At 74.1% G+C, this 24,118-nt stretch carries 25 protein-coding genes and 1 pseudogene; 7 read left to right on the top strand and 19 right to left on the bottom strand.

The annotated features are described in order from the left end of the window. Positions 1-9 precede the first annotated feature (9 nt). The 3 genes from G9H72_RS03275 to dacB all read right to left on the bottom strand — a co-directional run bounded on the left by G9H72_RS03275 (position 10) and on the right by dacB (position 2,728). Positions 10-1,074, bottom strand: a complete 1,065-nt coding sequence (locus G9H72_RS03275) for a zinc-dependent metalloprotease (protein WP_166167225.1) — start codon at positions 1,072-1,074, stop codon at positions 10-12. 78 nt (positions 1,075-1,152) lie between these two features. Further along, entirely contained in the window at positions 1,153-1,296 is a 144-nt protein-coding gene (locus tag G9H72_RS03280) for a GPGG-motif small membrane protein (protein WP_166167228.1), read from the bottom strand. Position 1,297: 1 nt separating this feature from the next. Further along, entirely contained in the window at positions 1,298-2,728 is a 1,431-nt protein-coding gene (dacB, locus tag G9H72_RS03285; RefSeq protein ID WP_166167231.1) for a D-alanyl-D-alanine carboxypeptidase/D-alanyl-D-alanine endopeptidase, read from the bottom strand. A gap of 48 nt (positions 2,729-2,776) precedes the next feature. On the opposite strand from dacB, the gene G9H72_RS03290 reads away from it, so the two are divergent. Next, positions 2,777-3,292, top strand: coding sequence for an inorganic diphosphatase (locus tag G9H72_RS03290; RefSeq protein ID WP_166167234.1), 516 nt, complete (start codon positions 2,777-2,779; stop codon positions 3,290-3,292). A 46-nt stretch (positions 3,293-3,338) separates the two neighbouring features. On the opposite strand, the gene G9H72_RS03295 is transcribed toward G9H72_RS03290, so the two are convergent. Continuing rightward, the gene (locus tag G9H72_RS03295; RefSeq protein ID WP_166167237.1) at positions 3,339-4,382 is read right to left on the bottom strand and encodes a glucose 1-dehydrogenase; all 1,044 of its coding nucleotides are present in this window, start codon (positions 4,380-4,382) and stop codon (positions 3,339-3,341) included. Between the two features lie 85 nt (positions 4,383-4,467). Here G9H72_RS03295 and G9H72_RS03300 point away from each other — a divergent pair, with 85 nt between their 5' ends. Then, entirely contained in the window at positions 4,468-5,673 is a 1,206-nt protein-coding gene (locus tag G9H72_RS03300; RefSeq protein WP_166167240.1) for a low temperature requirement protein A, read from the top strand. A gap of 9 nt (positions 5,674-5,682) precedes the next feature. On the opposite strand, the gene G9H72_RS03305 is transcribed toward G9H72_RS03300, so the two are convergent. Together G9H72_RS03305 and G9H72_RS03310 are read right to left on the bottom strand one after the other, a co-directional pair. Continuing rightward, entirely contained in the window at positions 5,683-6,261 is a 579-nt protein-coding gene (locus tag G9H72_RS03305; protein ID WP_166167243.1) for a YdeI/OmpD-associated family protein, read from the bottom strand. Positions 6,262-6,270: 9 nt separating this feature from the next. After that, a complete protein-coding gene (locus G9H72_RS03310; protein WP_166167246.1) occupies positions 6,271-7,257 on the bottom strand; it encodes an aldo/keto reductase in 987 nt (328 codons plus the stop codon). A gap of 380 nt (positions 7,258-7,637) precedes the next feature. On the opposite strand from G9H72_RS03310, the gene G9H72_RS03315 reads away from it, so the two are divergent. Then, positions 7,638-8,036 carry a hypothetical protein gene (locus tag G9H72_RS03315; RefSeq protein WP_166167249.1) on the top strand — a complete coding sequence of 133 codons (399 nt, stop codon included), beginning with the start codon at positions 7,638-7,640 and terminating at the stop codon, positions 8,034-8,036. Positions 8,037-8,125: 89 nt separating this feature from the next. Here G9H72_RS03315 and G9H72_RS03320 read toward each other — a convergent pair whose 3' ends face one another. The 4 genes from G9H72_RS03320 to G9H72_RS03335 all read right to left on the bottom strand — a co-directional run bounded on the left by G9H72_RS03320 (position 8,126) and on the right by G9H72_RS03335 (position 11,024). Further along, positions 8,126-9,007, bottom strand: a complete 882-nt coding sequence (locus G9H72_RS03320) for a hypothetical protein (protein WP_166167251.1) — start codon at positions 9,005-9,007, stop codon at positions 8,126-8,128. A gap of 110 nt (positions 9,008-9,117) precedes the next feature. Beyond that, on the bottom strand, positions 9,118-9,597 hold the full coding sequence (locus G9H72_RS03325) for a dihydrofolate reductase (RefSeq protein WP_166167254.1): 480 nt from the start codon (positions 9,595-9,597) through the stop codon (positions 9,118-9,120). Positions 9,598-9,607: 10 nt separating this feature from the next. Further along, positions 9,608-10,411 (bottom strand): thymidylate synthase, encoded by an 804-nt coding sequence (locus tag G9H72_RS03330; RefSeq protein ID WP_166167257.1) that lies wholly within the window; start codon positions 10,409-10,411, stop codon positions 9,608-9,610. Between the two features lie 19 nt (positions 10,412-10,430). Next, positions 10,431-11,024, bottom strand: coding sequence for a sigma-70 family RNA polymerase sigma factor (locus G9H72_RS03335; RefSeq protein WP_166167260.1), 594 nt, complete (start codon positions 11,022-11,024; stop codon positions 10,431-10,433). 86 nt (positions 11,025-11,110) lie between these two features. On the opposite strand from G9H72_RS03335, the pseudogene G9H72_RS23315 reads away from it, so the two are divergent. The 3 genes and pseudogenes from G9H72_RS23315 to G9H72_RS03345 all read left to right on the top strand — a co-directional run. Further along, positions 11,111-11,206: pseudogene (locus tag G9H72_RS23315) on the top strand (zf-HC2 domain-containing protein); the annotation flags it as partial. A 30-nt stretch (positions 11,207-11,236) separates the two neighbouring features. Next, a complete protein-coding gene (locus tag G9H72_RS03340; RefSeq protein WP_231126188.1) occupies positions 11,237-11,920 on the top strand; it encodes a hypothetical protein in 684 nt (227 codons plus the stop codon). 99 nt (positions 11,921-12,019) lie between these two features. Beyond that, a complete protein-coding gene (locus tag G9H72_RS03345) occupies positions 12,020-12,898 on the top strand; it encodes a copper resistance CopC family protein (RefSeq protein ID WP_166167266.1) in 879 nt (292 codons plus the stop codon). A 34-nt stretch (positions 12,899-12,932) separates the two neighbouring features. Here the strand turns inward: G9H72_RS03345 and G9H72_RS03350 are convergent, their stop codons facing one another. The 7 genes from G9H72_RS03350 to G9H72_RS03380 form a co-directional block, all read right to left on the bottom strand. Further along, positions 12,933-14,537, bottom strand: coding sequence for an MDR family MFS transporter (locus G9H72_RS03350; protein WP_166167817.1), 1,605 nt, complete (start codon positions 14,535-14,537; stop codon positions 12,933-12,935). 53 nt (positions 14,538-14,590) lie between these two features. Next, on the bottom strand, positions 14,591-15,079 hold the full coding sequence (locus G9H72_RS03355; RefSeq protein ID WP_166167269.1) for a MarR family winged helix-turn-helix transcriptional regulator: 489 nt from the start codon (positions 15,077-15,079) through the stop codon (positions 14,591-14,593). Positions 15,080-15,220: 141 nt separating this feature from the next. After that, the gene (locus G9H72_RS03360) at positions 15,221-15,688 is read right to left on the bottom strand and encodes a MarR family winged helix-turn-helix transcriptional regulator (RefSeq protein WP_166167272.1); all 468 of its coding nucleotides are present in this window, start codon (positions 15,686-15,688) and stop codon (positions 15,221-15,223) included. A 4-nt stretch (positions 15,689-15,692) separates the two neighbouring features. Continuing rightward, positions 15,693-16,133: a response regulator gene (locus G9H72_RS03365; RefSeq protein WP_166167275.1), complete on the bottom strand. Its 441-nt coding sequence runs from the start codon at positions 16,131-16,133 to the stop codon at positions 15,693-15,695. Positions 16,134-16,154: 21 nt separating this feature from the next. Further along, positions 16,155-17,873, bottom strand: a complete 1,719-nt coding sequence (locus G9H72_RS03370) for a sensor histidine kinase (RefSeq protein ID WP_166167278.1) — start codon at positions 17,871-17,873, stop codon at positions 16,155-16,157. Beyond that, a complete protein-coding gene (locus G9H72_RS03375) occupies positions 17,870-19,087 on the bottom strand; it encodes a PP2C family protein-serine/threonine phosphatase (protein ID WP_166167280.1) in 1,218 nt (405 codons plus the stop codon). The genes G9H72_RS03370 and G9H72_RS03375 overlap by 4 nt, the downstream gene beginning before the upstream one ends. Before the next feature lie 120 nt (positions 19,088-19,207). Then, positions 19,208-20,650, bottom strand: a complete 1,443-nt coding sequence (locus tag G9H72_RS03380; protein WP_231126190.1) for an FAD-binding oxidoreductase — start codon at positions 20,648-20,650, stop codon at positions 19,208-19,210. Positions 20,651-20,864: 214 nt separating this feature from the next. Here G9H72_RS03380 and G9H72_RS03385 point away from each other — a divergent pair, with 214 nt between their 5' ends. Continuing rightward, positions 20,865-21,554 carry a hypothetical protein gene (locus G9H72_RS03385; protein ID WP_166167283.1) on the top strand — a complete coding sequence of 230 codons (690 nt, stop codon included), beginning with the start codon at positions 20,865-20,867 and terminating at the stop codon, positions 21,552-21,554. A gap of 175 nt (positions 21,555-21,729) precedes the next feature. On the opposite strand, the gene G9H72_RS03390 is transcribed toward G9H72_RS03385, so the two are convergent. Together G9H72_RS03390 and G9H72_RS03395 are read right to left on the bottom strand one after the other, a co-directional pair. Further along, positions 21,730-22,299 carry a hypothetical protein gene (locus G9H72_RS03390; RefSeq protein WP_166167286.1) on the bottom strand — a complete coding sequence of 190 codons (570 nt, stop codon included), beginning with the start codon at positions 22,297-22,299 and terminating at the stop codon, positions 21,730-21,732. A gap of 150 nt (positions 22,300-22,449) precedes the next feature. Beyond that, positions 22,450-24,108, bottom strand: coding sequence for a cellulose binding domain-containing protein (locus G9H72_RS03395; protein ID WP_166167289.1), 1,659 nt, complete (start codon positions 24,106-24,108; stop codon positions 22,450-22,452). Positions 24,109-24,118 lie beyond the last annotated feature (10 nt).

The following is a 24,118-nucleotide window of genomic DNA, read 5'->3' on the forward strand; positions in this document are numbered from 1 at the left end:
CTCCCGTTCCTAGAGGACGCGCTTGACCCAGGCCGCCGGGTCGGCGATCTCGGCCGGCAGCGGGAGGGTCTCCGGCCCGGCCCACACCTGGTTGAAGCCGTCCATGCCCGCGCGGTCGAGGACGCCGCGGACGAACGTCGCGCCGTCGCGGTACTGCCGCATCTTGGCGTCGATGCCGATGAGCCGGCGCAGCACCTGCTCACCGGGGCGCCCGGAGCTGCGCCGCTTCTGGAAGCGCTTGCGGATCTGCTCGACGCTGGGGACCACGTCCGGCCCCACCCCGTCCATGACGACGTCGGCGTGGCCCTCCAGCAGGGACATCACGGCGGTCACCCGGTCGAGCGCCTCGCGCTGGGCGGGTGACTGGACCGCCTCGAGCAGCGAGGGCGCGCGCTCGTCGCCGCGGACCGCGCCGTAGACCGCCCGGAAGACCCCGCGCAGCCGGGCGAGCAGGGCCGCCGGCTCGAGGTCGGCGTCGTCGACGAACCCGGTGATCTGGTCGAGCAGGTGGTCGCGCAGCCATGGGCTCGCCCCGAACTGGACGCGGTGGGTCTCCTCGTGCAGGCAGACCCAGAGCCGGAAATCGCTCACGTCGACAGTGAGCTCGCGCTCGGCGGCGACGATGTTGGGGGCGACGAGCAGCAGCCGGCCGCCTGCCGCGTTCGGGGTGAACAGCTCGTACTGCCCGAGCACCTTGCCGGCGAGGAAGGCGAGCAGCCCGCCGGTCTCCAGTCCGGTGAGCACGCTCCCGACGGCCTCGACCACGGGGCTGTCCGGGCCCGTACGCCGCCGCGCGGCCTTCTCCGAGAGCCGGGCCACGAGCGGGTCGAGCACCACCCGGAAGCCCTCGACGTTGGCGCGCACCCATCCGGGGCGATCGACCACCGCGACGGCCGAGGTGCCGCCCTCGGCGACCAGCCCGGTGTACGCCCGCACGTGCGCCTGCGCCTCGGTGGCCCGCTGGCGCAGCTCGGCGACGGCGGCATGCGCGTCGGCCCGGCTGACCTTGGGCCCCTTCGGCACCAGCCGGACGGCGGTCGCCGTCGCGAGGTCCCAGTCGACCGTCACCGACATGCCGCCCCCAGCCCGCCGCTGCGCTCCATGCGGCCACGCTACGGGCTGCCGGGCCCGCGGCCGGGCTGCCTGCGGCGGTTACGCGGTCAGCGTGACGATCCCCGGCGCGACGAGCAGCCCGAGGACGACGAGCGTGACGCCCGCCATCAGCTGGTCGCGGACGACGGTGGCGATGCCGGCGACGACGAGGACCACCGCGAGGACCCACAGCAGCGTGCCCACGTCAGCTCCCGCACCCGCAGCGGGCCAGCGCGGTCGCCGCCTCGTCCAGCGCCTGCCGGGCGTCGAGCGTGCTGCCGGGCACGCGGTCGGCGAGGAAGGCGAAGACCAGCAGCGCGCCGTCGCGGCCACGGACGACCCCGGCCAGCGAGCTGACCCCGGTCAGGGTCCCCGTCTTGGCCCGCACCTGCCCGCGGGCCGCGTCGAGGGCTCCGTCGGGGGCGTAGCGCTCGGCGAGCGTGCCGGTGAGCCCGGCGACGGGAAGCCCGGTGAGCACCGGGCGCAGCTCCGGGTGGCCCGGGGACGCGGCCGCCCGAAGCGCTCCGGCCACCGTGGCGGACGGGAGCCGCGAGCCGCGGGCCAGCCCGCTGCCGTCGAGCAGCAGCGCCCCCTCGACGGGCACACCGGCCTCCCCCGCCGCCGCGAGCACCGCCGCACCGCCGCCCGCCGCCGTCGCCGGGTGCCCGCGCTCGGCGGCGACCAGCCGGGCCAGCCCCTCGGCGAGGTCGTTGTCGCTCTCCTCGAGCATCCGCTCGACCAGTCGCGACACCGGTGGCGACGCGACGGACGCTAGCTCGCCGGCCCCGGCCGGCGCGCCGCCCCGGCCGACGCCCTCCACGACCTGGACCCCCGCGGCCTGCAGCAGCGCGGCGAAGCGCCGGCCCGCTTCGAGGGCGGGGTCCTCGACCCGGGCGTCCTCGCCGGGGCGTACGCGGCCCTGGTCGACGGAGAGGGCGCTGACCGGCGCCGCGATGCCGCCGGGGACGTACCCGGGCTCCCAGTCGGGGCTCACCGCCGGCGCGTCGAACAGGGTGTCGTCGACGCGGAGCCGGATCGCGGCGCCCTCGCCCAGGGCCGCGGCCACCCGGTCGGCGAGCACGTCGAGCCGGGCGTACGCCGTGGTGTCGTCCCCGCGGCCGTAGCCGGCCGACTGCAGGGTGGCGTCCCCGCCGCCCACGAGGACGAGGTCGACCGGCCCCGCGGGCGCAGCCGAGGCGTCGGGCGTGCCCTGGGCGGCCGGGGCCGTCACGACGCGGGTGACGAGCGTGGTGTCGGGCCCGAGCGCCGTGATCGCGGCGGCCCCGGTGAGCAGCTTCGCGACCGAGGCCGGGGTGTGCGCGGCGCCGCCGCGGTCCAGCAGGACGGTGCCGTCGGCCGCGAGGACCGTCGCGCCCAGCGAGCGGCCGAGCGCGGGGTCCGAGAGCGCCGTGCGCAGGGCGCCGGACACCCCGGCTGCGCTGGGCCCGCCCGGCCCGGCCCCGCCAGCGGCCGGTGCGAGGACGGGAGCCGCCGGCGAGGGCAGCGCGGCGGGGGTCGAAGCGGACACCGCCGGACGTTCCGGGCCTCCCCCGTCGAGACCAGCACCGACGAGCAGGCCCCCGGCGGCCGCGACGACGAGGGCAGCCCCGACCCCGGCGACGACGCGTCCACGCACTCCGCGACACTAGCCGTTTGCAGGTAGCAGTCGTCGCTGGAGGACCCCGTGGAGTTCGACGTCCTGATCGAGATCCCCCGAGGGTCGCGCAACAAGTACGAGGTGGATCACGAGACCGGCCGCATCCGGCTGGACCGGATGCTGTTCACCGCCACCCGGTACCCGCACGACTACGGGTACATCGAGGGCACGCTCGGCGAGGACGGCGACCCGCTGGACGCCATGGTGCTCATCGAGGAGCCGACGTTCCCCGGCTGCCTCATCCGCTGCCGGGCGATCGGGATGTTCCGGATGACCGACGAGGCCGGCGGCGACGACAAGGTCATGTGCGTCGTCGCGGGCGACCCGCGCTTCGACCGCGTGCAGGACATCGACGACATGCCCGAGTTCGACCGGCTCGAGGTCCAGCACTTCTTCGAGGTCTACAAGGACCTCGAGCCCGGCAAGTCGGTCGAGGGCGCGACCTGGACCGGGCGCGCCGAGGCGGAGGCCGAGATCGTGCGCTCGCGGGAGCGGCAGGCCGCCGGCGGCCACCCCATGCCGCACCCGCCCGCGCAGGGCTGACCGCAGCCCCAGGCCGGCGCGGGCGGCCCCCAGGGCGGGAGCGCCCTCAGATCTCGGCGATGTCGACGACCACCTTCACGTCGTCGTCGCGGGCGTCCAGCGCCTCGGTCGCGCGGTCCAGCGGGACCCGGCGGGTGATCATCGCGTCGAGCCACGCGGGGTCGGCGTCAGCGAGCGCCCGCGCCCCTGCCTCGTAGTGCCGCCGGTTGGCGTTCACGGACCCGATCACGACGTTGTTCTTCAGCACGATCTCGCGGCCGACGGACGCGGCGTCGAAGGAGATCTCGCTCGCCGGGCCGACCCCGGCCAGGCACACCACGCCGGCGCTGGCCACGCAGGTGAGGGCGCCGGCGACGACGGGGGCCGCGCCGGTGCACTCGACGACCACGTCGGGGGCGAACGTCAGGTCGTCGACCGAGCCGCTGTGGTACTCCGCGCCCAGCCCGCCGACGAGTCGTGGCTTCGGCCCGTCCTCGGCCAGATCCAGCACGTGCGTCTCGAGCCCGCGCTGCACCGCCAGCAGGGCGGCGAGCAGGCCGACCGGGCCTGCCCCGGTGACGAGCGCGGTCCGCGGCCGCCAGTGGCCCCGGTCGCCGACCCGCTCGACCTGCTCCCACGCCTTGGCGACGACCGAGGTGGGCTCCAGCAGGACGCCGCGCAGCCCGAGCGCCGGGTCGACGCGGACGGCGTGGTCGGCCTCCACCCGCCATCGCTGCGCGCAGAAGCCGTCGACCCGCACGATGCCGTGCTCGGAGAACTCGCCGTTCTGGCAGAAGTCCCACTCGCCGGCGGCACAGGCCGGGCAGGGCTCGGGGTCCCGTCGCCGCACGATGCCGACGACCAGGTCGCCTCCGGACAGCCCGTCCGCGCCTCCGGGCTCCAGGACACGACCGAGCGACTCGTGCCCGATGATCAGCCGTTCGCGTCCGGGCGGAGGGTCGCCGTACGTCCCGCCGAGCAGGTCCCCGTCGGTGCCGCACACGCCGACCGCCAGCCCCTCGACCAGAACCGGGCCGAGCGAGGGGTCCGGCTCGGCCACGTCCTCCACCCGGGGATCGCCGGAGCCTGGCTGCACGGTGAGAGCACGCATGGCGCCCAGGCTGTCCGCGGAGGGGACGGCGAAACGCGCAGGCGCAGGACGGACTCGAACGCGGCGGTTCGGGAAGGACGGGCGCGTGCCCCTTGCCTCGGCGACCCCGGTGGGGCGCTTCCTCGAGCGCCGCGGGCTGCTGCGCCCTCCGGCGCTGCAGACCCGCTCGACGCGCACCGCCTCGCGGCTCGAGCTCTTCTTCGACCTGGCCTTCGTCCTCGTGGTGGCCGAGCTGGCCATCTCGGTCCGCGAGGACATCGACGTCGGGAGCGTGCTCCGGTTCGGCGGCCTCTTCGCCGTCGTGTGGTGGTCCTGGATGAGCTCCACCCTCTACGCCAACCGGTTCGACCACGACGACCTGATCTTCCGGCTGAACAAGCTGGGCAGCATGCTCGCGGTCGTCGGGCTCGCCGGGTCGGCCTCCGACGCCACCGGCACGTACGCCACCGAGTTCACCCTCAGCTACGTCGCGCTCCGGGTCCTGCTCCTGCTGCAGTACCTGCGCGCGTACCGGCACGTGCCGGAGGCGCGGGCGGGCATCCTCACGTACGTGGTGGGCACCGGGGCGGGTGCGCTGCTGTGGACGGCCTCGCTCGCGGTCGAGGGCAACGCCAAGCTCGTCCTGTGGGGCGTCGGCCTGGCGGTCGACGCGGCCGCCCCCCTGCTCGTCACGACCGCCCGCGTCCAGGTCCCCCTCCACCTGGAGCACCTGCCCGAGCGGTTCTCGCTCTTCGTGATCCTCGTCCTCGGCGAGCCGGTCGCCGCCGTCGCGCACGGCGTGCACGACGCGTCGTGGGAGGCGGACGCGGTCCTTGCCGGAGCCATCGCGTTCGTGCTCGCGGCCGCCCTGTGGTGGAGCTACTTCGACCTGGCCGGCGCAGCGGCCAAGCACCTGCTGGACGAGGCCGGCGACGAGCACAGCACGGTGGCACACGACGTGTACATCTACGGCCAGCTCCCGCTGGCCCTGTCGATCGCCGCGGTCGGGGCGGGGCTCGAAGGCCTGGTGGTCGAAGGCGCAGCCGACGCGAGCGCGGGCAGCCGCGCCCTCGTCAGCGGCGGCGTCGCGCTCTACCTGCTCTCCGTCGCCCTCACCAACGTCGGGATGCAGCGGCGGGGACGGAGCGGCTGGTGGTGGGCCGCGCTCGCGGCCCTCGTCGCGGCGGCCGACGCGCTGCTCGACCTGCCGGCGCTGGCGGTCGCCGGCGTGCTGGCGGCGCTGCTCGTGGTCGTCGTGGCCTTCGGCCTGGAGCAGCACGCGCGCGGCAACCTCCAGCTGGAGGAGATGTGACTGCTGTCCTCAGGGATGGAGCGTCTCCCCCGCCCGCAGCATCGCCACGAACTTCGCCAGCCGGCGCGCACGCGTCTCGGGCTTCTTGGCGTCGTGCAGCCGGTGCAGGATCGCGTAGCGGTTGGAGGCGTTGAGCGCGGCGAACGCGGCCGCGACGGCGGGGTCGGCGTCGAGCGCGGCCTGCAGGTCCTCGGGCACGGTCGCCGTGCTCGGCGGGTCGTACGCCGCGTCCCACCGCCCGTCCGCCTTGGCCCGCTCGATCTCGGCGAGCCCGGGAGCGCGCATGCGGCCCGCTGCGACGAGGCCCTCGACCCGCTCGCAGTTGACCTTCGACCACTTGCTGCGCGCGCGCCGCGGCGTGAACTTCTGCAGCCACGTCGCCTCGTCGAGGGACGCGGACTGGCCGTCGATCCACCCCCAGCAGAGGGCTCCCTCGACGGCCTCTGCGTAGGTCACACTCGCGATTCCCGAGTTCTTCTTCGCCAGTTGCACCCAGACGCCGGACTGGGAGGCGTGCTCGCGCTCGAGCCACGCCTCCCAGGCCGACGCGTCGGAGAAGGCGAGAACCGGCAGCCCCTGCTTCTCCATGGGTACGTCCTACCAGCGGTCGTGCACCAGCGGGCGGATGTGCTCGTCGTAGATCTCCCGGATCGCGCGCAGCGTGTCCGGCCCGAGCGGGGCCAGCTGCTCGGCCGCGGCGTTGGAGCGGGCCTGGTCGGCGTTGCGCGCCCCGGGGATGACGACCGAGACACCGTCCTGGTCGAGGATCCAGCGCAGCGCGAGCTGCGCGGTCGTGGCCCCCTGCGGGGTCAGCTTGGCGATCTCGCGGGCGGCACGGACGCCCGTCGCGTAGTCGACGCCGGCGAACGTCTCGCCCACGTCGAACGACTCGCCGTTGCGGTTGAAGCTGCGGTGGTCGTTGGCCGCGAACTGCGTGTTCTCGTCGTACTTGCCGGAGAGCAGCCCGCTTGCCAGCGGCACGCGCGCGATGATGCCGACGTTCGCCTCCTTGGCCGCCGGGAGCAGGCGCTCGAGCGGCTTCTGCCGGAAGGCGTTGAGGATGACCTGGACGGTCGCCACCTGGGAGCGGATGATGGCGGTGAGCGCCTCGTCGACGGTCTCCACGCTCACGCCGTAGTGGGCGACGGCCTTCTCCTGGACCAGCGTGTCCATGGCCTCGTAGACCGAGTCCATCGAGTAGACCGCGGTGGGCGGGCAGTGCAGCTGGACCAGGTCGAGGGTGTCGACGCCGAGGTTCTCCCGGCTGCGGTCGGTCCAGGCGCGCAAGTTGTCGATCGTGTACTGCTCGGCGACGAACGGGTCGGCCCGTCGCCCCGCCTTGGTGGCCACCGTGATCGGCCCGTGGGAGCGCTCACCCAGGAAGCGCCGGATGAGCCGCTCGCTGCGCCCGTCGCCGTAGACGTCCGCGGTGTCGATGAAGTTGACCCCGCTGTCGACCGCGGCGCCGATGGTGTCGAGCGCGTCGTCCTCGTTCACCTCGCCCCAGTCGGCACCGATCTGCCACGCCCCCAGGCCGACCACGCCGACCTGGTATCCGGTCTTGCCGAGAGTCCTCTGTTCCATGACCAAGACCGTACGCACCGGGCCGTGCAACCAAACGCGCACCCGTCGGCGTCCCAGTCCGCACAGGCCCCGGAAGGACCGCTTCGGGGGCGTACCGGAAGGACCCAGCATGACCCGCACGACCACCACCCGCACGACCACCACCCGCACGACNNGCACGCACCGCCCTGGCCGCGACGCTCGTCGCTGCCGCCGCGCTGAGCGCTTCCCCCGCGCCCGCGCAGGCCGCCCTGACCGACGACTCGCCCGTCGCCTCGCCATCCGCGGTCGCCGAGGACAGCGTCTACACCGACACCCTGCCCCCCGGGGTCTGGCCGCACCTGGGCGCGCTCCGCTTCGAGCGCGCCGGCCGGCACAGCGGGGCGCTCTCGGGCGCCTGCGTGCCGGCGATACCGGCAGGCATCGAGCGGGTGACCGCCCGCTACACGCCCCCGGAGGGGCGCAGCGCTGGACGAGCCGCTCAGACGGTGGTCGAGCTCGGCACCGCGAGCGCTGCCCGGGACGCGGCGCGCCGCATCGCCAAGCTCGTGCCCAAGTGCGTGCGCAACGGGGAGAACACCCGGGTCTTCCCGCTGGAGGACACGACGGCGAGCACCTGGGCGTGGTCGACGATCACCAGCAGCCCCGGTGACGAGGAGGGCTGGTTCGGCTACATCGGGGTCGGGCACCGCGGCAGCCGGCTGACGGTGACGTACTACGGCCACGGTGGGCAGGACAGCAACTTCCCCGTCGGGACGTTCGAGAAGCTCATCCGGTACGCCACGGCCCGGCTGGGCTGAGCCCCGCAGGTGCCGCTGCGGTTCCCGAGGCCCTGTCGCGGGACGGCCTCGGGAACGGCAGCGGCATCGTGGTGACTGAGCAGCGGTCGTCAGGAGACCGTGACGACCACGTGGTAGTTCACCTTGAAGCTGAGGTTGTCGCCGATGGCGGTCGCCGCCGTGCCGGTCCAGGTGCCGGGGCTGTTCGGCCCGCCGACCATGAAGTCGACCGTGTTGTAGTCGTAGTCGTCGTTCGAGCCGTTCTTGAAGTACCAGTTGCCCTTGCTGAAGGGCCAGTCGTCGAGCACGCTCCCGCAGCCGAAGAGGTCGCAGTCGTTGTCCGCCAGCTGCACGGAGACCTCCCGCCCGTCGTAGCCGTCGTCAGCGGTCCAGGACATCGACGCACCGCCCAGGCCGACGGTCTGGCCGCTGGAGATCGAGCGGTTGGTGAGCAGGCGCTTCTCCTGGCCCCCCATGAGCGAGTGCGCCCAGATCTCGCCCGCGCCGGTGGAGTCCGAGTCGTCGAGCACCTGGACCGAGTCGAGGACGACCGTCGTCTTCTTGGTCCGGGTGACGAAGTTGCCGGTCTCGGTCCAGGACTTGCCGTTGGCGTCGGTGGCCGTGAGCTCGTACAGGTAGCCGGTGCTCGGGCTGAGCGACAGGGTGAGCCCGTGGCTCGTGCTCGCGGCGTTCTCGGTGACCGAGTCGCTCTTGCCCTCGGAGAAGAACGGCGTCGCCGAGAACGTGACCTTGGCCGGGACCGTCGTCTTCAGCGTGACGGACGCATGTCGCAGCCCGGCGGAGATGTGCTTGTCGTAGATGCAGTCCGTCTGGCAGTTGCCGCTGGGCCATTGGATGGGCGGCACCTCGGGGTTCACGACGATGGGACCGTCGACGCCCGGCTGCGGCACGCCCGCGGAGGCGTTGCCGGCGAGCGCGGGCACGGCGGCGAGCGCGAGGGCGAGGACGGTGAAGGCACGGCGGATTCGCATGGAAGGCTCCTGGGGGTCCGGCCCGGGCCGTGTGCCCGGGTGACAGGAGCAATTCCAGCCGCTTTCGCGGCGCCGGTCCTGAGTGGCAGCTACTCCATCGTGCGGGAGGGCTACTCAGCCCTGTCCCACGTCCGGACCCGGTAGCGCAGCCCAGTCGTCGACACGAGCCACTCCGGCGTCGGCCCGTCCTCGACCCAGGTCGCGTCCAGCACGGGCGCGTACGTGTCGCCCGCGAACTCCTCGGCGAGCTCGGTGACGACGGCCCGGCCCGCGAGGGGCAGGCAGGCGGCGTACACCTCTCCGCCGCCGATCACCCAGACGTCGTCACCGGCGAGGGCCTGGTCGACCGAGGACGCGACCTGCGCGCCCGGCAGCTCGCGCACGGTGCGCGACAGCACGACGTTGCGGCGGCCCGGCAGTGGGCGGAAGCGCTCTGGCAGGGACTCCCAGGTGGCCCGGCCCATGACGACGGCGCACCCCGCGGTCAGCGCCTTGAAGTGGGCCATGTCCTCCGGCAGCCGCCAGGGCAGTGCGCCGTCCCGCCCGATGACCCCGTTGGCCGCCTGCGCCCAGACGAGCCCGATCGCCACGGGCGGCGGGTCAGACCGCGACCGCGCCGCTCAGGCGCGGGTGCGAGACGTAGTCGACGACGGTGAAGTCCTCGTAGGCGTAGTCGAACAGGCTCGCGGCCTTGCGCAGCTGCAGGCGAGGGAAGGGGTACGGCGCCCGCGAGACCTGCTCGGTCACCTGCTCGACGTGGTTGGCGTAGATGTGGCAGTCGCCGCCGGTCCAGACCAGCTCGCCCGGCTCCAGGTCGACCTGCTGGGCCACCATGTGGGTGAGCAGCGCGTAGCTCGCGATGTTGAACGGCACGCCGAGGAAGAGGTCGGCCGAGCGCTGGTAGAGGTGACAGGAGAGCCGGCCGTCCGCCACGTAGAACTGGAACATCGCGTGGCACGGCGGCAGCGCCATCTCCTCGAGCTCGGCGACGTTCCAGGCCGAGACGACCATCCGCCGCGAGTCCGGGCTCGTCCGCAGCTGCTCGAGGACGTTGCTGATCTGGTCGACCGTCCCGCCGTCCGGCGTCGGCCAGGCCCGCCACTGCACCCCGTAGACGGGGCCGAGCTCGCCGTCGGGCGCCGCCCACTCGTCCCAGATCGTGACGCCGTTCTGCTGCAGCCACGTCACGTTGCTCTCGCCGCGCAGGAACCACAGCAGCTCGTAGGCGATCGAGCGGAAGTGCACCTTCTTGGTCGTGATGAGCGGGAAGCCCTGCGCCAGGTCGTAGCGCAGCTGCTGGGCGAACAGGCTGCGCGTGCCGGTGCCGGTGCGGTCGGGCTTGACGCTCCCCCCGGTGAGGACCGAGGCGAGCAGCTCCTCGTACTGCGAGTCCGGCGCGCTCATGGCGCGAAGCCTACGTCGGTCAGCGGCGGCGCATCATGCGACGCCGCGGGGCCTCGACGACCGTGTCCTCGGTGGGGGCGTACGCCTCCACGAGGTCGGCGCGGGCGCGCGCCACCCGCGAGCGGATCGTCCCGATCGGGACGCCGCAGACCTCGGCCGCCTCGGCGTACGACAGCCCGAGCGCCTGGGTCAGGACGAACGCCTCCCGGCGGTCGTCGCCGAGCCTGGCGATCAGGTCGGCGAGCTCTACGCTGGAGGTGAGGTCGGCGGTCGGCACGTCGTGGAGGGACTCGTCGAGCACCCCCTCGCGGGCGCGGCGGCGCGTCAGGCCCGACAGGTGGTCCGCGACGCAGCGACGGGCGATCGCGAGCACCCAGGTGGTGGCCGACGCGTCGCCCCGCCAGCGCGAGCGCCCGGTCAGCGTGCGGACGAACGTCTCCTGCACGACCTCGGCGATGTCGTGCTCCGGGGTGCGCGGGCCGAGCAGCGAGGCCACGAAGCGCCAGACCGACGGCTGGAGGGCGCGGACGAAGGCCGCGGCGGCGGCCTCGTCGTCACGCGCCGCGAGCAGCAGCGCGCCGAGGTCGCCGCTCTCCTCGCCGTCTCTGGGCATCGTGCCTCTCCTGCTCGCCGGGGAACGCAGCCGGAGCCGGGCACGTTCACGGGAACTTCCAGCGCCTCGGGGCTGACTAACGGAGCATGCGGTGCGAGGACTTTGCGGAGGCGCTGTCCGCTCAGCTCGACGGCGAGGATAGCCCCGGGGAGCAGGCGGCGATAGCCGATCACGAGAGCACGTGTCCGGACTGTGACGCGCTGGCGCAGCGCATGCGCCGGCTGCACCGGGCCGCCCGCACGGGCTCGGTCCAGGCACAGCCCGACCTCGCCCCCGCAGTGCTCGCGGCGGTCGCGGCCCGGCGCTCGCCGCTCGCCCGCGTACGCCATGGCGGGCTCGCCGTCGCCCGCGCGGTCGGCGCCCGGCTGCGCCCTCGTGGCCTGCCCGACGTGGCCCTGCGCCTGGGCCTGCTCGCGGTCGGGCTCGTCCAGGGCCTGCACTGCCTGGGCCTCGCGCTCGGCCCCGAGCAGACGGCGGCGGCCGACGACGGGCACTCGCACAGCCACGCGCACGGGCACACCCACGGCTCCGGGGGCGCGGCGGCCGCCGTCTCCCACGCCGCCCAGCACCTCGACCGAGACCTTGCGGCGTTCGGCCTCGCCCTGGCCGCGGCGTTCGCGGCCATCGCACTGCGCCCACGGCGCGCGGCCCCGCACCTGCCGTTCCTGGTGACCCTCGTCGGCGCGCTGGCGGTCTTCGTGGCCGTGGACCTCGCCTCCGGCGCCGCGTCGGCTCTGGAGGAGCTCGACCACGCGCTCCCCGTGCTCGGCCTGGCGTTCGTGGCCGCGCTGGCCCGCCGCGAGCGCACCGGGCGGCGCGAGCCGGAGTCGCTGCCGCGGCCCGGGACGCACCGGCCGGGACTGGGCGTGGTCGGTGGCCGGCGCCGGGCCGCCTGAGCCCGGGCGGCCCGGCCGACGCCGATTCGTGACTGAGTATTGTCCGCAGCGCCTCAAGTTTCGCTTCCGTCGCACGGATCCGGGTGGCAATCTGTGCCGGTGCTAGGACTGGCAACGGAGCCGGCGCCCCACCGCAGCAGCGGCCGGGTCGCCCGCGCAGGACTTCTCGCGGCACTGACGACGGCGGGGGTGCTCGGCAGCGCGCTGCCGGCCTCGGCCCACGGCACGCTCGCCGAGGCCACCCCGGCCGACGGGACCAAGGTCTCCGAGCCGCTGGAGGTCGTCGACCTCTACTTCACCGAGGCGATCAACCCCGGCGTCGCGAAGTTCGAGGTGTACGCCCCCAACGGCGAGCGGGTCGACGCCGGGTGGTGGCCCGGCCAGACCCGGCGGCTGCGCGAGCCCGTCCAGGAGTTCAACCTGGTCGACGGCAAGTGGACGCCGGTCTTCTACGACTACGGCTACGGCACCCAGGTCGCGCTCAAGCAGCTGCCGCAGAAGGGGACCTACAGGGTCTCCTACTACAACGTCGCCTCGGACGGCGACGAGGTGAAGGGCGAGCTCACGTTCACGTACTCCGGGGCTCCCACGCAGCCGCGGGTCGTGCAGACGCCTTCCCCGTTGCCCCAGCAGGTGGCACCGCCTGTGGCGAGCGCCGGCGCCTCCGCGCCCGCTGCCGCCGTGCCACAGCCGGCCACGACCCCGGTGGCGCAGGCTCCCGCGGCCGCTCCGGCGAGCGAGGACTCCGGGGGGCTCCCCGTGCCGGCGCTCGTCGCCGCGGTCGTCGTCGTCCTCGGCCTGGTCGTCGGGGCCCGGGTGCTCGTGTCGCGCCGTTCGTCCCCCACCGCCGCGACCGGCACGGGCCGGGCCCGGGGCAAGGCTCCCGCCGCCGGTGGCTCGCGGCCCGCCGCCGCGCGGCCGGCCCCGCCGCGCAGCCGGGCCGGGGGCCAGCAGCCCACGCGCAAGGGCCGCCCCTGACCCAGGGACGGCCCTCGTAGCGGGTGGTGCGGGCTCAGCCGCGGGTCCCCGCCCCCTCCTGGGGGCGTGCCCCGACGACCGGCACGCCCTCGACGGCGGCAGCCCCCTCGTGCTGCTCCACGACCTCGGCCGGCTCCCCGTCGGCCGTCACGTTCGCCCGCCGGAGCGGGACCTCCTTGATGAAGATGACGCAGAGGAAGGCCAGCAGCGCGAACGGCGCCGCGATGATGAAGGTCTCCGCGGCTCCCCTGCCGTAGGCGTCCTCGACGACCGCGCGGACCGGGCCGGGCAGCGTGCCGAGGTCGGGGATCGACGAGCCGCCCGCCTCCCCGCCGGCGGGGACGCCCAGCCTGGCCAGGCCGGAGGTGATCGAGTCCTTCACCTCGTGTCCGAGCACGGCGCCCAGGGCCGAGACGCCGACGGCACCGCCGAGGCTGCGGAAGAAGGCGACGGTCGAGCTGGCCACCCCCAGCTCGCTCACCGGGACGGCGTTCTGCACCGAGAGCACGAGGTTCTGCATGGTCATGCCGACGCCGGCCCCGGAGACGAACATGTAGAGGGCGAGCAGGACGTACGGCGTGTCGGCGCGCATCGTCCCCATGAGGGCGAACCCGATGGTGATGAGGACCGTGCCGGCGACCAGCCAGCGCTTCCACAGCCCGGTCGAGCTGATGATCCGACCGGTGATCGTGGAGGACAGGAACAGCCCGGCGATGAGCGGCAGCGTCATGAGGCCGGCCTTGGTCGGCGAGTCGCCGCGGGCCAGCTGGAAGTACTGGCTGAGGAAGACGGTCGCGCCGAACATCGCGACGCCGACGAACAGGCTGGCGACGGTGGCCAGGGTGATGGTCGAGTTCCTGAACAGCTTCAGCGGGATCACCGGCTCGGCGGCGTGGGACTCCACCCAGATGGCCAGCGCGCCCAGCACGAAGGCCCCGGCGAGCATCGCGGCGGTCTGCCACGAGCCCCAGTCGAAGTTGTGCCCGGCCAGCGACACCCAGATGAGGACCAGCGAGACGGCCGCGGCGATCAGCGTCGCGCCGAGCCAGTCGATGCGGACCTGGCGGCGGACGACCGGCAGGCGGAGGGTCTTCTGCAGGATCACGATCGCGGCGAGCGCGAACGGCACCCCGACTCCGAAGCACCAGCGCCAGCCGAGCCACGAGGTGTCCACGATCACGCCGCCGATGAGCGGGCCGCCGACGGTCGCGACCGCGAAGACCGCGCCGAGATAGCCGCTGTAGCGGCCGCGCTCACGGGGCGAGATCATCGCTGCCATCACGACCTGGGCCAGGGCGGTGAGCCCGCCGGCGCCGATTCCCTGCAGCGCCCGGCAGCCGATGAGCGTCCCGGTGTTCTGCGAGAACGCCGCGGCCACGGAGGCCACGACGTAGATCAGGAGCGCGAGCTGCACGAGCAGCTTCTTGCTGTAGAGGTCGGCCAGCTTTCCCCAGAGCGGGGTCGAGGCGGTCATCGCGAGCAGGGTGGAGGTGACCACCCAGGTGTACGCCGACTGCCCGCCGCCGAGCTCGGCGATGATGCGCGGCAGGGCGTTCGAGACGACGGTCGAGGACAGGATCGCGACGAACATCCCGAGCAGCAGCCCGGACAGCGCCTCCAGGATCTGCCGGTGCGTCATCGGCTGCCCCTGCGTGGATGCCGTGTCCCCCACGGCAGCCGATGTGGTGGTGCTCATGCCCGGTCTCCTCGTGCAGCGGCGGAGCCGGCCGGGGCTCCGGGTGTGGGTGATGTCGGTGCGCCCTCGGTGGCGAGGCGAAGGCAGGTCAGGAGCTGGACCAGGGTCTCCGCGTCCCGTTGGGCCCATGTGTCAAGACGTTGAGCCAGTCGGCCGGCCAGGGCCTCGCGCACGCCGGCGAGCCGGGTCCGCCCGTCCTCGGTGATCCGCAGCCGATGGCTGCGCCGGTCCTCCGGGTCGGGCAGACGCTCGACGAGCCCCTGCGCGGCCAGTTGCCCCGCCTGCCTGCTGATCACCGACAGGTCCACGTGCAGCCGGTCGGCCAGCGCGCTGGGGCGCAGCGGCCCGTCCTGGGCCAGCACGCCCAGCGCGCCGAGCCCGGGCAGCAGCGCCTCCGGGACGGTGCGCACGAGCTCGCGCTTCAACCCGGTGAGCACAGGCAGCTGGTCGATGAGCCGCGAGCAGGTCTCGGTACTCACACCCATCAGGCACCCCCTCATTGCTCGAAGCAACTGTACGGGTACAAGTTGCTTGCCGCAACCAGTATTCCCTGAAGGGCGGAACGTCGAAGGGCCGGGCCTACGCGGTCGGCCCGGCCCTTCGGCCGGTCAGCGAGCGGATGGCGGTCAGCCGGCGGCGTTCAACCGCCCGAGCAGCTCGGCGAACTTGGCGACGTCCTCGGTCGGCCAGGAGTCCAGCATCTGCCGGTAGATGCGTCGCCGGGCCTCGCGCACCGGGGCCAGCCGGCGTGCGCCCTCCTCGGTCAGCACCAGCAGGAAGGCGCGGCCGTCACTCGGGTCGGGGGTACGCCGGACCAGCCCGAGCTCCTCGAGCAGCCGGACCTGCCGGCTGATCGTCGGCTTGCCGACGCCGAAGTAGGCCGCGAGGTCGGTGCCCCGGGACCCCTCGGACTCCGACAGCCGCACCAGCAGCCCGTACGCGTCGGGCTCCATGTCCGGATGGACCTCGCGGGCCAGCTCCTTGGAGGCGGCCCGGGCGCGGCGCAGGAACACCGCGAGCTCGTGCTCCAGGGCGCGGTAGGCCTCGGCATCGACTCCCGGGTCCATGCCCAGCTCTTGGTCGAGGGTGTGCATGGCGTCAGTGCCTGGGCAGCTTGACGACGCTGACGAAGAAGTCGTCGATCTGGCGGACGACCTCGATGAACCGCTCGAAGTCCACCGGCTTGGTCACGTAGGCGTTGGCGTGCAACGAGTAGCTGCGCAACACGTCCTCCTGGGATTCGGACGTCGTGAGGACGACCACGGGGATCAACCGGAGGGCGTCGTCGGCCTTGATCGCGGCGAGCACCTCGCGGCCGTCCATGCGCGGCAGGTTCAGGTCTAGCAGCAGCAGGTCCGGTGTCGGCGCGTCGGCGAACTCGCCCTCCTTGCGGAGGAACTCCATCGCCTTGACCCCGTCGCTGACGACGTAGAGGTTGTTCGCCACCTTGTTGTCCGCGAACGCCTCACGCGTCATCAGCACGTCGCCGGGGTCGTCCTCGACGAGCAGCACGTCGATCGACGTGTGCTGGTCACCCATACCGCGTCCTTCCGCCCTCGATCACTGTGCGTGACCGGACATGTCCGTTGCAGCGTCGGCCAAGGCCGGTGCTCCGTGGTCCGACGGCGGCGGAGTGCCGCGCGTCTCCCCCTGAACGGTGGACGCCCCGGCGAAAGTGCCCATGGCAACGGTTTGATTCGCGGGATCTTCGGGAAGCGCGGGCAGCGTCCAGCGGAAGGTCGTCCCGCTTGCGCCCGTCTGCTCCGTGTCGATCCAGATCCTGCCGCCGTGGAACTCCACGATCTTGCGGCACAGGGCGAGGCCGATGCCGGTGCCCTCGTACTCGTCCTTCGGGTGCAGGCGCTGGAAGATCACGAAGATCCGCTCGGCGTACTGCGGCTCGATGCCGATGCCGTTGTCGCGGCAGCAGAGCTCCCAGACGTCGCCCTCCCGCCGTACCCCGATGTGGACCTGCGGCGCGGCCTCCCCCCGGAACTTCACCGCGTTGCCCACGAGGTTCTGGAAGACCTGCGTCAGCAGGGGCCCCTCGCCACGCACCGTCGGGAGAGGGTCGGAGGTGACCTGCGCACCCGACTCCTCGATGGCGCTGCTCAGGTTGCGCAGCGCATTGCGCAGGCAGGTGTCGAGATCGACCTCGGTCTGCCCGGAGGACATCCGGCCCACCCGGGAGAACGCGAGCAGGTCGTTGATGAGCTGCTGCATGCGCTTGGCGCCGTCGACCGCGAAGGCGATGTACTGGTCGGCTCGCTCGTCGAGCTGGCCCTTGTAGCGCCGCTCGAGCATCTGGCAGAACGACGCCACCTTGCGCAGCGGCTCCTGCAGGTCGTGGGAGGCCACGTAGGCGAACTGCTCGAGCTCGCGGTTGGAGCGCTGCAGGTCCTGCGCCTGCTCCTCGAGACGTGTGCGCGCGTCCTCGATCTCCCCCCGCGCGCGCTCGACCTCCTCCAGCTGCGCGACCAGCCCGCGCCGCATGACGTCGACGTCCTGCCCCAGCGCGACGAACTCCGGAGGCCCGGTGCCGACGACGGCGTGCCGCAGGTTCCCGCTGCGCACCACCCGGGTCTCCGCGGCGAGCTCGCCGACCGGCCGCGTGACCCAGCGCTGCAGCAGGTACCAGAGGGCCAGCGCGACGCCGAACGCGACCAGGGCGCTGGTGATCACGGCGACGAAGAGCAGGTCGGTCTGCGTCCGGAGGTCCTCGCGGGCCTCGGTCCGGCGGTCCTGCAGCACGGCCAGGTAGCTGTTGTAGTCCGTGCGCAGCGTGTCGAAGAGGTCGCGGCCGCGCTCGATCTCGTCCGTGCTGACGGCGGTCGGCCCTCCGAGCCGGACGCTCTCGATGACCGGCTGCGCCCACTCCCGGAACCACCGCCGGGCGTCCTCGCTGGCCCGCGAGTAGGAGGCCTGCAGCTCCGGGTCGTCGTCCACGACGTCCCGGAGGATCTCCAGCCGGCGCTTCGTCACCTCGGACTGCGTCTCGGGCTGGGTCAGGGCCGTCAGCGGCTCCAGGTCGGCCGGGTTGGCGGTGAGCGCGTAGCCACGGACCGCCGTCTCGGCGTCGACCAGGTTGGTGAAGGACTCGGTGGAGGCGATCGTGGCGGCGAAGAAGCGCGTCGCCACGAGGTCCTGGGCGTCGCGCACCTGCAGCAGCAGGGCGAACGAGGCGCCCACCACGGCGAGCAGCACGACGCCGACGACGGCCAGCAGCACCCCGATCCGCCGGCGCAGGCTCCAGCCGGCGGCAGGCGCGTCCCCCGTCACCGCGCGCCCGCGGCCGCCTGTGCCGCGGGCTCGTGCCCCACGACCACGACCGCCAGGTCGTCGGAGAGGTCGCCTCCGTGCAGCTCGCGCGCCCGCGCGATCAGGTCGTCGACGAGCGCGCCGGAGTCCGGGTAGCCCGGGCTCTGCACCGCGAGCGCGAGCAGGCCCGGCACCCCGAGCCGCTCGGAGCCGTCGCCCACGTGGCCCTCGACGATGCCGTCGGTGAAGAGCATCAGCCGCCAGCCGGGCGAGAGCTCGACGATCCTGCTGCCCCACACGACACCGGGCAGCACGCCGAGGGCCGGGCCGACCAGCTCGTCGGGCAGCTGCTCCGGGGACTCGCCGAGCAGCAGCGGCGCCGGGTGGCCGGCGAGGAACACGCGCGCCGAGCTGCGGTCCGGCGCAACCACGACCATGCAGAGGGTGGCGAAGACCTCCTCGGACCGGCGCTCGCGGACCAGCACGTCCTCGAGCACGGGCAGCAGGCGCTCGCGGTCCAGCCCGGCCAGGACCAGGGTGCGCCAGGCGATGCGCAGGCAGACGCCGAGCGCGGCCTCGTCGGGGCCGTGGCCGGCCACGTCACCGATGAGCAGGAAGAGCGTCCCGTCGTCGGTCTCGACGACGTCGTAGAAGTCGCCGCCGAGGACGGCTTCCCGGCCGGGCCGGTATCGCGTCGTGACCCCGATCGTCGGGTCGGCGACCTCCGGGTGCGGCAGCAGCCCGCGCTCGAGGCGGGCGTTCTCCGCGGCGCGCAGCTCCGAGGCGTACAGCGCGCGCAGCTGCTCGTCGGCCCGCTTGCGCTCGATCGCGTAGCGGATCGACCGGCGGAGCAGCTGGCCGTCGACCTGCCCCTTGACGAGGTAGTCCTGCGCGCCGGCTGCGGCTGCGGCCACTCCACGGTGCTCGTCGTCGAGGCCGGTCAGGCAGAGGACCGCGGCGCCGTCGGCGACCTCGAGCACCGCGTGCAGCGCGTCGAGCCCGTTCGCGTCGGGCAGGCCGAGGTCGAGCAGGACGCAGTCGTACGGCGTGGTGCCCGGCCGCTGGAGCCGCTGCCGGGCGGCCGCGACCGTGGTCGCCACGTCGATCTGGACGGGTGCGGCGTCCTCGTCGAGCAGCTCGGACACGAGGAAGGCGTCGCCCTCGTCGTCCTCGACGAGCAGCACCTTCACGACGCCGACGCCGGGTAGGCCCGGAGCGACGTGTGCCTGGTCCACGGAGGCCCCCCTCGTCAGGTCCGTGCGGCTCGGGTGAGTCGGCGGCCGATCTTAGGCGACCCGGGCCGGGCATGTGCCGAAGCCCCGCGGCCGGCAGCCGCGGGGCGTCCGCGGCCCCGGCTACTCCACCGGGCCGGCCTGCCGCGGCAGGGCGCTCTCGGGGACCGGGGCGTGGCCGATGCGGAACACGTCCTGCGGGTCGTACGCCGCCTTCACCTGCCGGAGCCGGGCGTACGTCTGCGCGGGCCAGACCGACGAGAGCTCCTCCCGCCCGATGTCGCCGCTGAAGTTGAGCAGCCGGTCGGGGCGGGCGTACGGCTCGACGGCGCGCACGGTGGCGCGGACCGCCTCGGGCACGATCGCGGCGATCTCGGGCATGAGCACGCCGACGGCGAAGACGGAGAACTCGGCTCCGCGGCCGGCGACGGCGTTGGGCCCGTTGGCGGCGCGGGCGGTGGCCCCGCCGAGGTGGCGGATCTCGGCCAGCAGGACCGGTGTCTGCACGCCGGGGCCGGCAACGGCGAGCAGGGCGTCGACGGCCTCGGGGCGCAGCTCGTCCAGCAGCGCGGAGCGCTCGAAGGCCGGCAGCGGGTCGGTCGGGTCCATGTGGACGGCGGCGACCTCGGTGAAGGGCATCTCGCCGACCGTGTCCATCACCGCCGGCGCGACGGCGCGCATCGGGGCCAGCAGCCGCTCGCCCTCCTCGACGGTGCCGAGGTGCGCGAAGCGCAGGTGCACCACGAACTGGCCGCGCAGCGGCTCGGGGATGCTCGGCAGCGGCGGGAGCCGGAGCAGGCCGATCGACGTGGTCGTGTCCTCCGGCAGGGTCGGCGCCCACTCGCGGTACGCGTGCAGCAGGGCCGGGGCGAGCTCGCCGGGGAACATGATGCCGCCGCCGTGGAACCGCCGGACCGGCACGAGCTCGGTCTCGATCTCGGTGACGATGCCGAAGCCGCCCTTGCCCCCGCGGACGGCCCAGAAGAGGTCGGGGTCGTTGTGGGCGTCCACCCGGCGGACCTCGCCGTCGGCGGTCACGATCTCGAACGCCCGGACGCGGTCCGCCGCGAAGCCGTACTTGCGCGAGATCGGGCCGACCCCGCCGCCGAGGGTCATCCCCACGACGCCGACGGAGGTCGAGGAGCCGCAGACGGCCGCGAGCCCGACCTCGGCCGCCGCCTCGAGAAGGGCCTGCACGCGCACGCCGGCCGCGACCCGGGCCGTCGCCGTGTCGGCCGACACCGACACGGTGTCCAGCCGCTTGGTGCTGACGAGCACGGCGCCGTCGGCAGCGGCGACCGCGCCGTGCCCGGTGGCCTGGACGGCCACGGGCAGGCCGCGCGCCGCCCCGAACCGGACGGCGGCGCTCACGTCCGCGGCCGAGACGGCCGCGACCACGATCGCGGGTCGGTGGGTGGTGGCGAGGTTGAAGGTGGCCACCTCGGCGGCGAACGCCTCGTCCCCGGGCAGCAGCACCTGGCCGTCGACCTCGGCGGCGAGGGCGGCGGCGTCGGCAGCGGTGACGACGGCAGTGGAGGCGGTGGGCATCGAGGACATGGCGGTCATGAGGAAGGCTCCTGCGAGGAAGTCGTTGTGGTGGAGGTCCTGGCCAGCGTGTGCGCGCGGGCTTGAATCGCGCTTGCGACCTGCTTGACCCCACTCGTCCACCGGGATCTCCGGCGGGCACCGCAACGACGGAGCGGCGCCGGCTCGAAGGTGATACGTGCGGCCCCCACCCGACCGACCGCCACGCCCGCCCGGTGGCGCCTACTGTTGCCCGGTGAGATCCGCACGCCGCCCGCCCGCCCACGGGGCCGCCGGGCTGGCGCTCGCGGTCGCCGCGGGGACGGCGGCGGCGTGCGCGCCCGCGAGCGCGTACGACAGCTCCTCGTTCTGCGCCGCGCTCAACCAGGTGCGGGCGTCGACCGCGGAGGTCGGCACGCTGCTCGCCGGCGCCGACGCCGACCAGCGCCGGTCGCTGCGCAACGAGGTCGGCGAGGACGTCGAGTCCCTGCGCGAGGTCGCCGAGGACACCGGCAGCTTCGAGCACTCGGAGGCCGTGCGGCAGGTGGGCGAGGCGTACGCGCGCTTCGACCAGGCCGTGCGCGGCAGCGGTGACTCCGTGGACGCCGAGCAGACGCTGCCGGTCTGGCTGACGCTCGGCCGGCTCGGCGACGCCGCGAAGCTGTCCGCGACGCAGCTCGGGTGCCCGCAGCCGACTCCGCCTCCGACCTCGAGCCCCTCCGGCTCCCCCTCGTCCTCCCCGTCCCCGTCGGGCTCCCCCTCGGCCCCGGCGTCGCCCTCCCCGGGGCCCACCGGCTCCCCGACACCGGGCGCGTCGCCGTCGCCCTCGACGACCGGTACGCCGCAGCCGTCGTCCTCCCCGAGCCCGCGCCCCACGCAGGGCCGGCCCACGCCGGGCGGGACGCTGCCCCCGGGCACGCCGGACTGGCCGGGGCGGATCCTGTAGCCCGCGGGCGACGCCGCACGTCCTCCCGGCCGGGACGACGTCCCACCTGCTGGGACGGGTCGGACGCGTACCCGGCTGATAGGACGCCCCCGCCGGTCGAGCGAATGCGGCATTGGGCCGGTAGGTCCGCCACCGTGCCGCATTCACGCGCTCCGGCGCGGTCCAGGGCAGGGGGTCACCCCAGTCGGGCGGGCGGCGGGTCGTCGACCAGCTGCAGCAGGCCCCACACGAAGACCGCGCGCCACGGCCGCACCGGGCCGGGCCCGAGGGCGTACCACCGGCTGGTCGCGTCGCCCTCCCCCTGCTCGGCCACGTCGTACGCCCGCGCCACGTCCCCCACGACGCACGACCACGGTTGCAGGCCGTGCGGGTCGGCGGGCAGCACCGGGTCGCCGGAGACGCGGGTCAATTCGGTGTGGACCGTCGGCCCCTCCGGCAGCGACACCACCTGCCAGGCCAGGTCGGGCCAGAGCTGCCCGAGGGGCCACCACCGGCGTACGACGGGGAGGTCGCCCAGGGCGAGGCGCTCCTGGCCGGCGGGCGGGCCGAGCACCGCGGAGTACCGCTGCAGGTCGCCGCGGAACGCGCGCGAGTGGCAGAGCCGCTGCCACCGGGTGTGCGCGGCGCGCGCCTCGGCCGGTGTCGCGCCCAGCTCGTCGAGCGCGGTGCGGACGAGCCCGGGGTGGAAGTCGGCCATCCGGCGCAGCAGCACGAGCTGGAACTCGCGGCGGGCCAGGCCTTGCACGCCGAGCAGCTTCCCACGTGGCCGCGCACGGCCGGCCGTGGAGCCGGGCGCCACGGAGCACCCGCCGGAGCGGTGGCCGGATGCTGTCGACCGCCCGGGGACGCGGACGGGCCCGGCCGGGGGCCGGGCCCGTCAGCACGCTGCGCAGGGTCAGCCGCAGGCAGCCCCGTCGAGCGTGACCCCGGACGCCCCGGCTGGCGAGCCGGACGCCGTGAAGCCGAGGGTGAGCGTCTTGCCGGGCTGGACCGTGCTGTTCGACGCCGGCGCCGCGATGGAGACCGACGTCCCGTCCTGCGTCAGCGTGCCCGGCCAGGCCTTGGCCACCGAGACGCCACCGGCCACGGACAGCCCGACCGACCAGCCCGCGACCGGCTTGGTGCCCGTGTTCGTGACGCGGACGGTCGCGGAGAACCCGCCGTCCCAGCTGCTCGTGGACACCGACGCCGAGCACGACGCCGAGCCGGTCCGCTCGTGGGAGAAGAGCCAGTCGAGCATGACGTCGTTCTGGTACGTCGGGACCCACGACCAGTGCGCGTTGACGGGGGTGGTGCCACGCGAGTACGTCGTGAACAGCGTCGGGCTGCCGGCCGCCCGCGCGGCCTGTACCTGCTCGGACGCCTTCGCGTTGGCCTCCGCGCGGGACAGGTTGCCCGCCCACTCACGCCAGGTCGCCGTGCCGCCGGCGGCCTCGATCGCCTCGACGAGCGCCCGGTCCGAGATCGGCCCGGAGTACTGCACCGTGGGGTCGTCCACGGAGTGCGTGGCCCAGAGCGGGAGGTCCTTGAGGACGCCGACCTTGGCCGGGTCGCCCTGCCCGGTCACGAGCAGCGCCGCGGCGAACTTGCGCGGCACCTTCGGCAGCAGCTCCCAGGAGCCGATCGAGCCCATCGAGAGGCCGGTGAGGTAGACCCGGTCCGGGTCGATCGGGTACGTCGCGACAGCCCTGTCGACGATGTCGAGCAGCGCCTGCTGCAGGTCGGCGGGGTTCCAGATGAACGTCCCCGGCGCCCACACGGCGGGCGCCTGCGGCGCGATGACGAAGCTCGGGTCGGTCGACTGCCGGCCGGGCTCGGCGAAGGCGTACGCCAGCTGGTTGCCGACGATCTGCGAGGTGTTGTTCGTGCCCCGCTCACCGACGCCGTGCAGCGCGAGCACGAGCGGGTAGAGCTTCTTGGCCCGCGGCTTGTCGCGGTACGCCTCGGGCGCGAAGAAGCGGTACCGGACCGAGGTGCCCCCGGGCGAGGTGTAGGCCTCGCGGCTGAAGTCGTCGACGACCGGGCTGACGACTCCCGTGTTGACGATCGGGGACGAGGGCGCGTCCAGCTCGAGCCGCCCGCGGCCGTCGAGGACGTCCGCGGTCTGGGTCACCGAATAGGCCCCGGCGAGCGGGTAGAGCTCGGTGAGGAAGCCGGCGAACGAGAAGTACGTCGCCGCCGCACCCGCGTCGCTCGTGGCGAGCTCGAGGATGAGGTACTTGCCCTTCTCCCCCGTAGCCGCCCGCTCGGGCTCGTCGTTGGTGTAGACCCGGGTCACCGTGCGGTTGCGCACCACCGGCGTGCCCTGCCCGCGCAGCGTGGCCTGCACGTCGAAGGCCGAGGTGGGCACGGTGGCGCCCTCGAGGTCGATCGTGCGCTGGTAGCGGATGGCCACGGCCGTGACGTTGTACGCCAGCGGCTGCACCTCCGCGATGACGTCGGCGCCCACCACGGTGTTGTCCGCCGCGGCTGCCGCCGGGGTCGCCCCCAGCGGCAGCGCGACGGCCAATGCCGCCGGCAGGGCCGACGCGAGGAACTTTCCTGTTCTCTGCATCAGGCTTCCT

Origin of the sequence: Motilibacter aurantiacus (assembly GCF_011250645.1) — a bacterium.
In the GTDB taxonomy this organism is placed as follows: Bacteria; Actinomycetota; Actinomycetes; order Motilibacterales; family Motilibacteraceae; genus Motilibacter_A; species Motilibacter_A aurantiacus.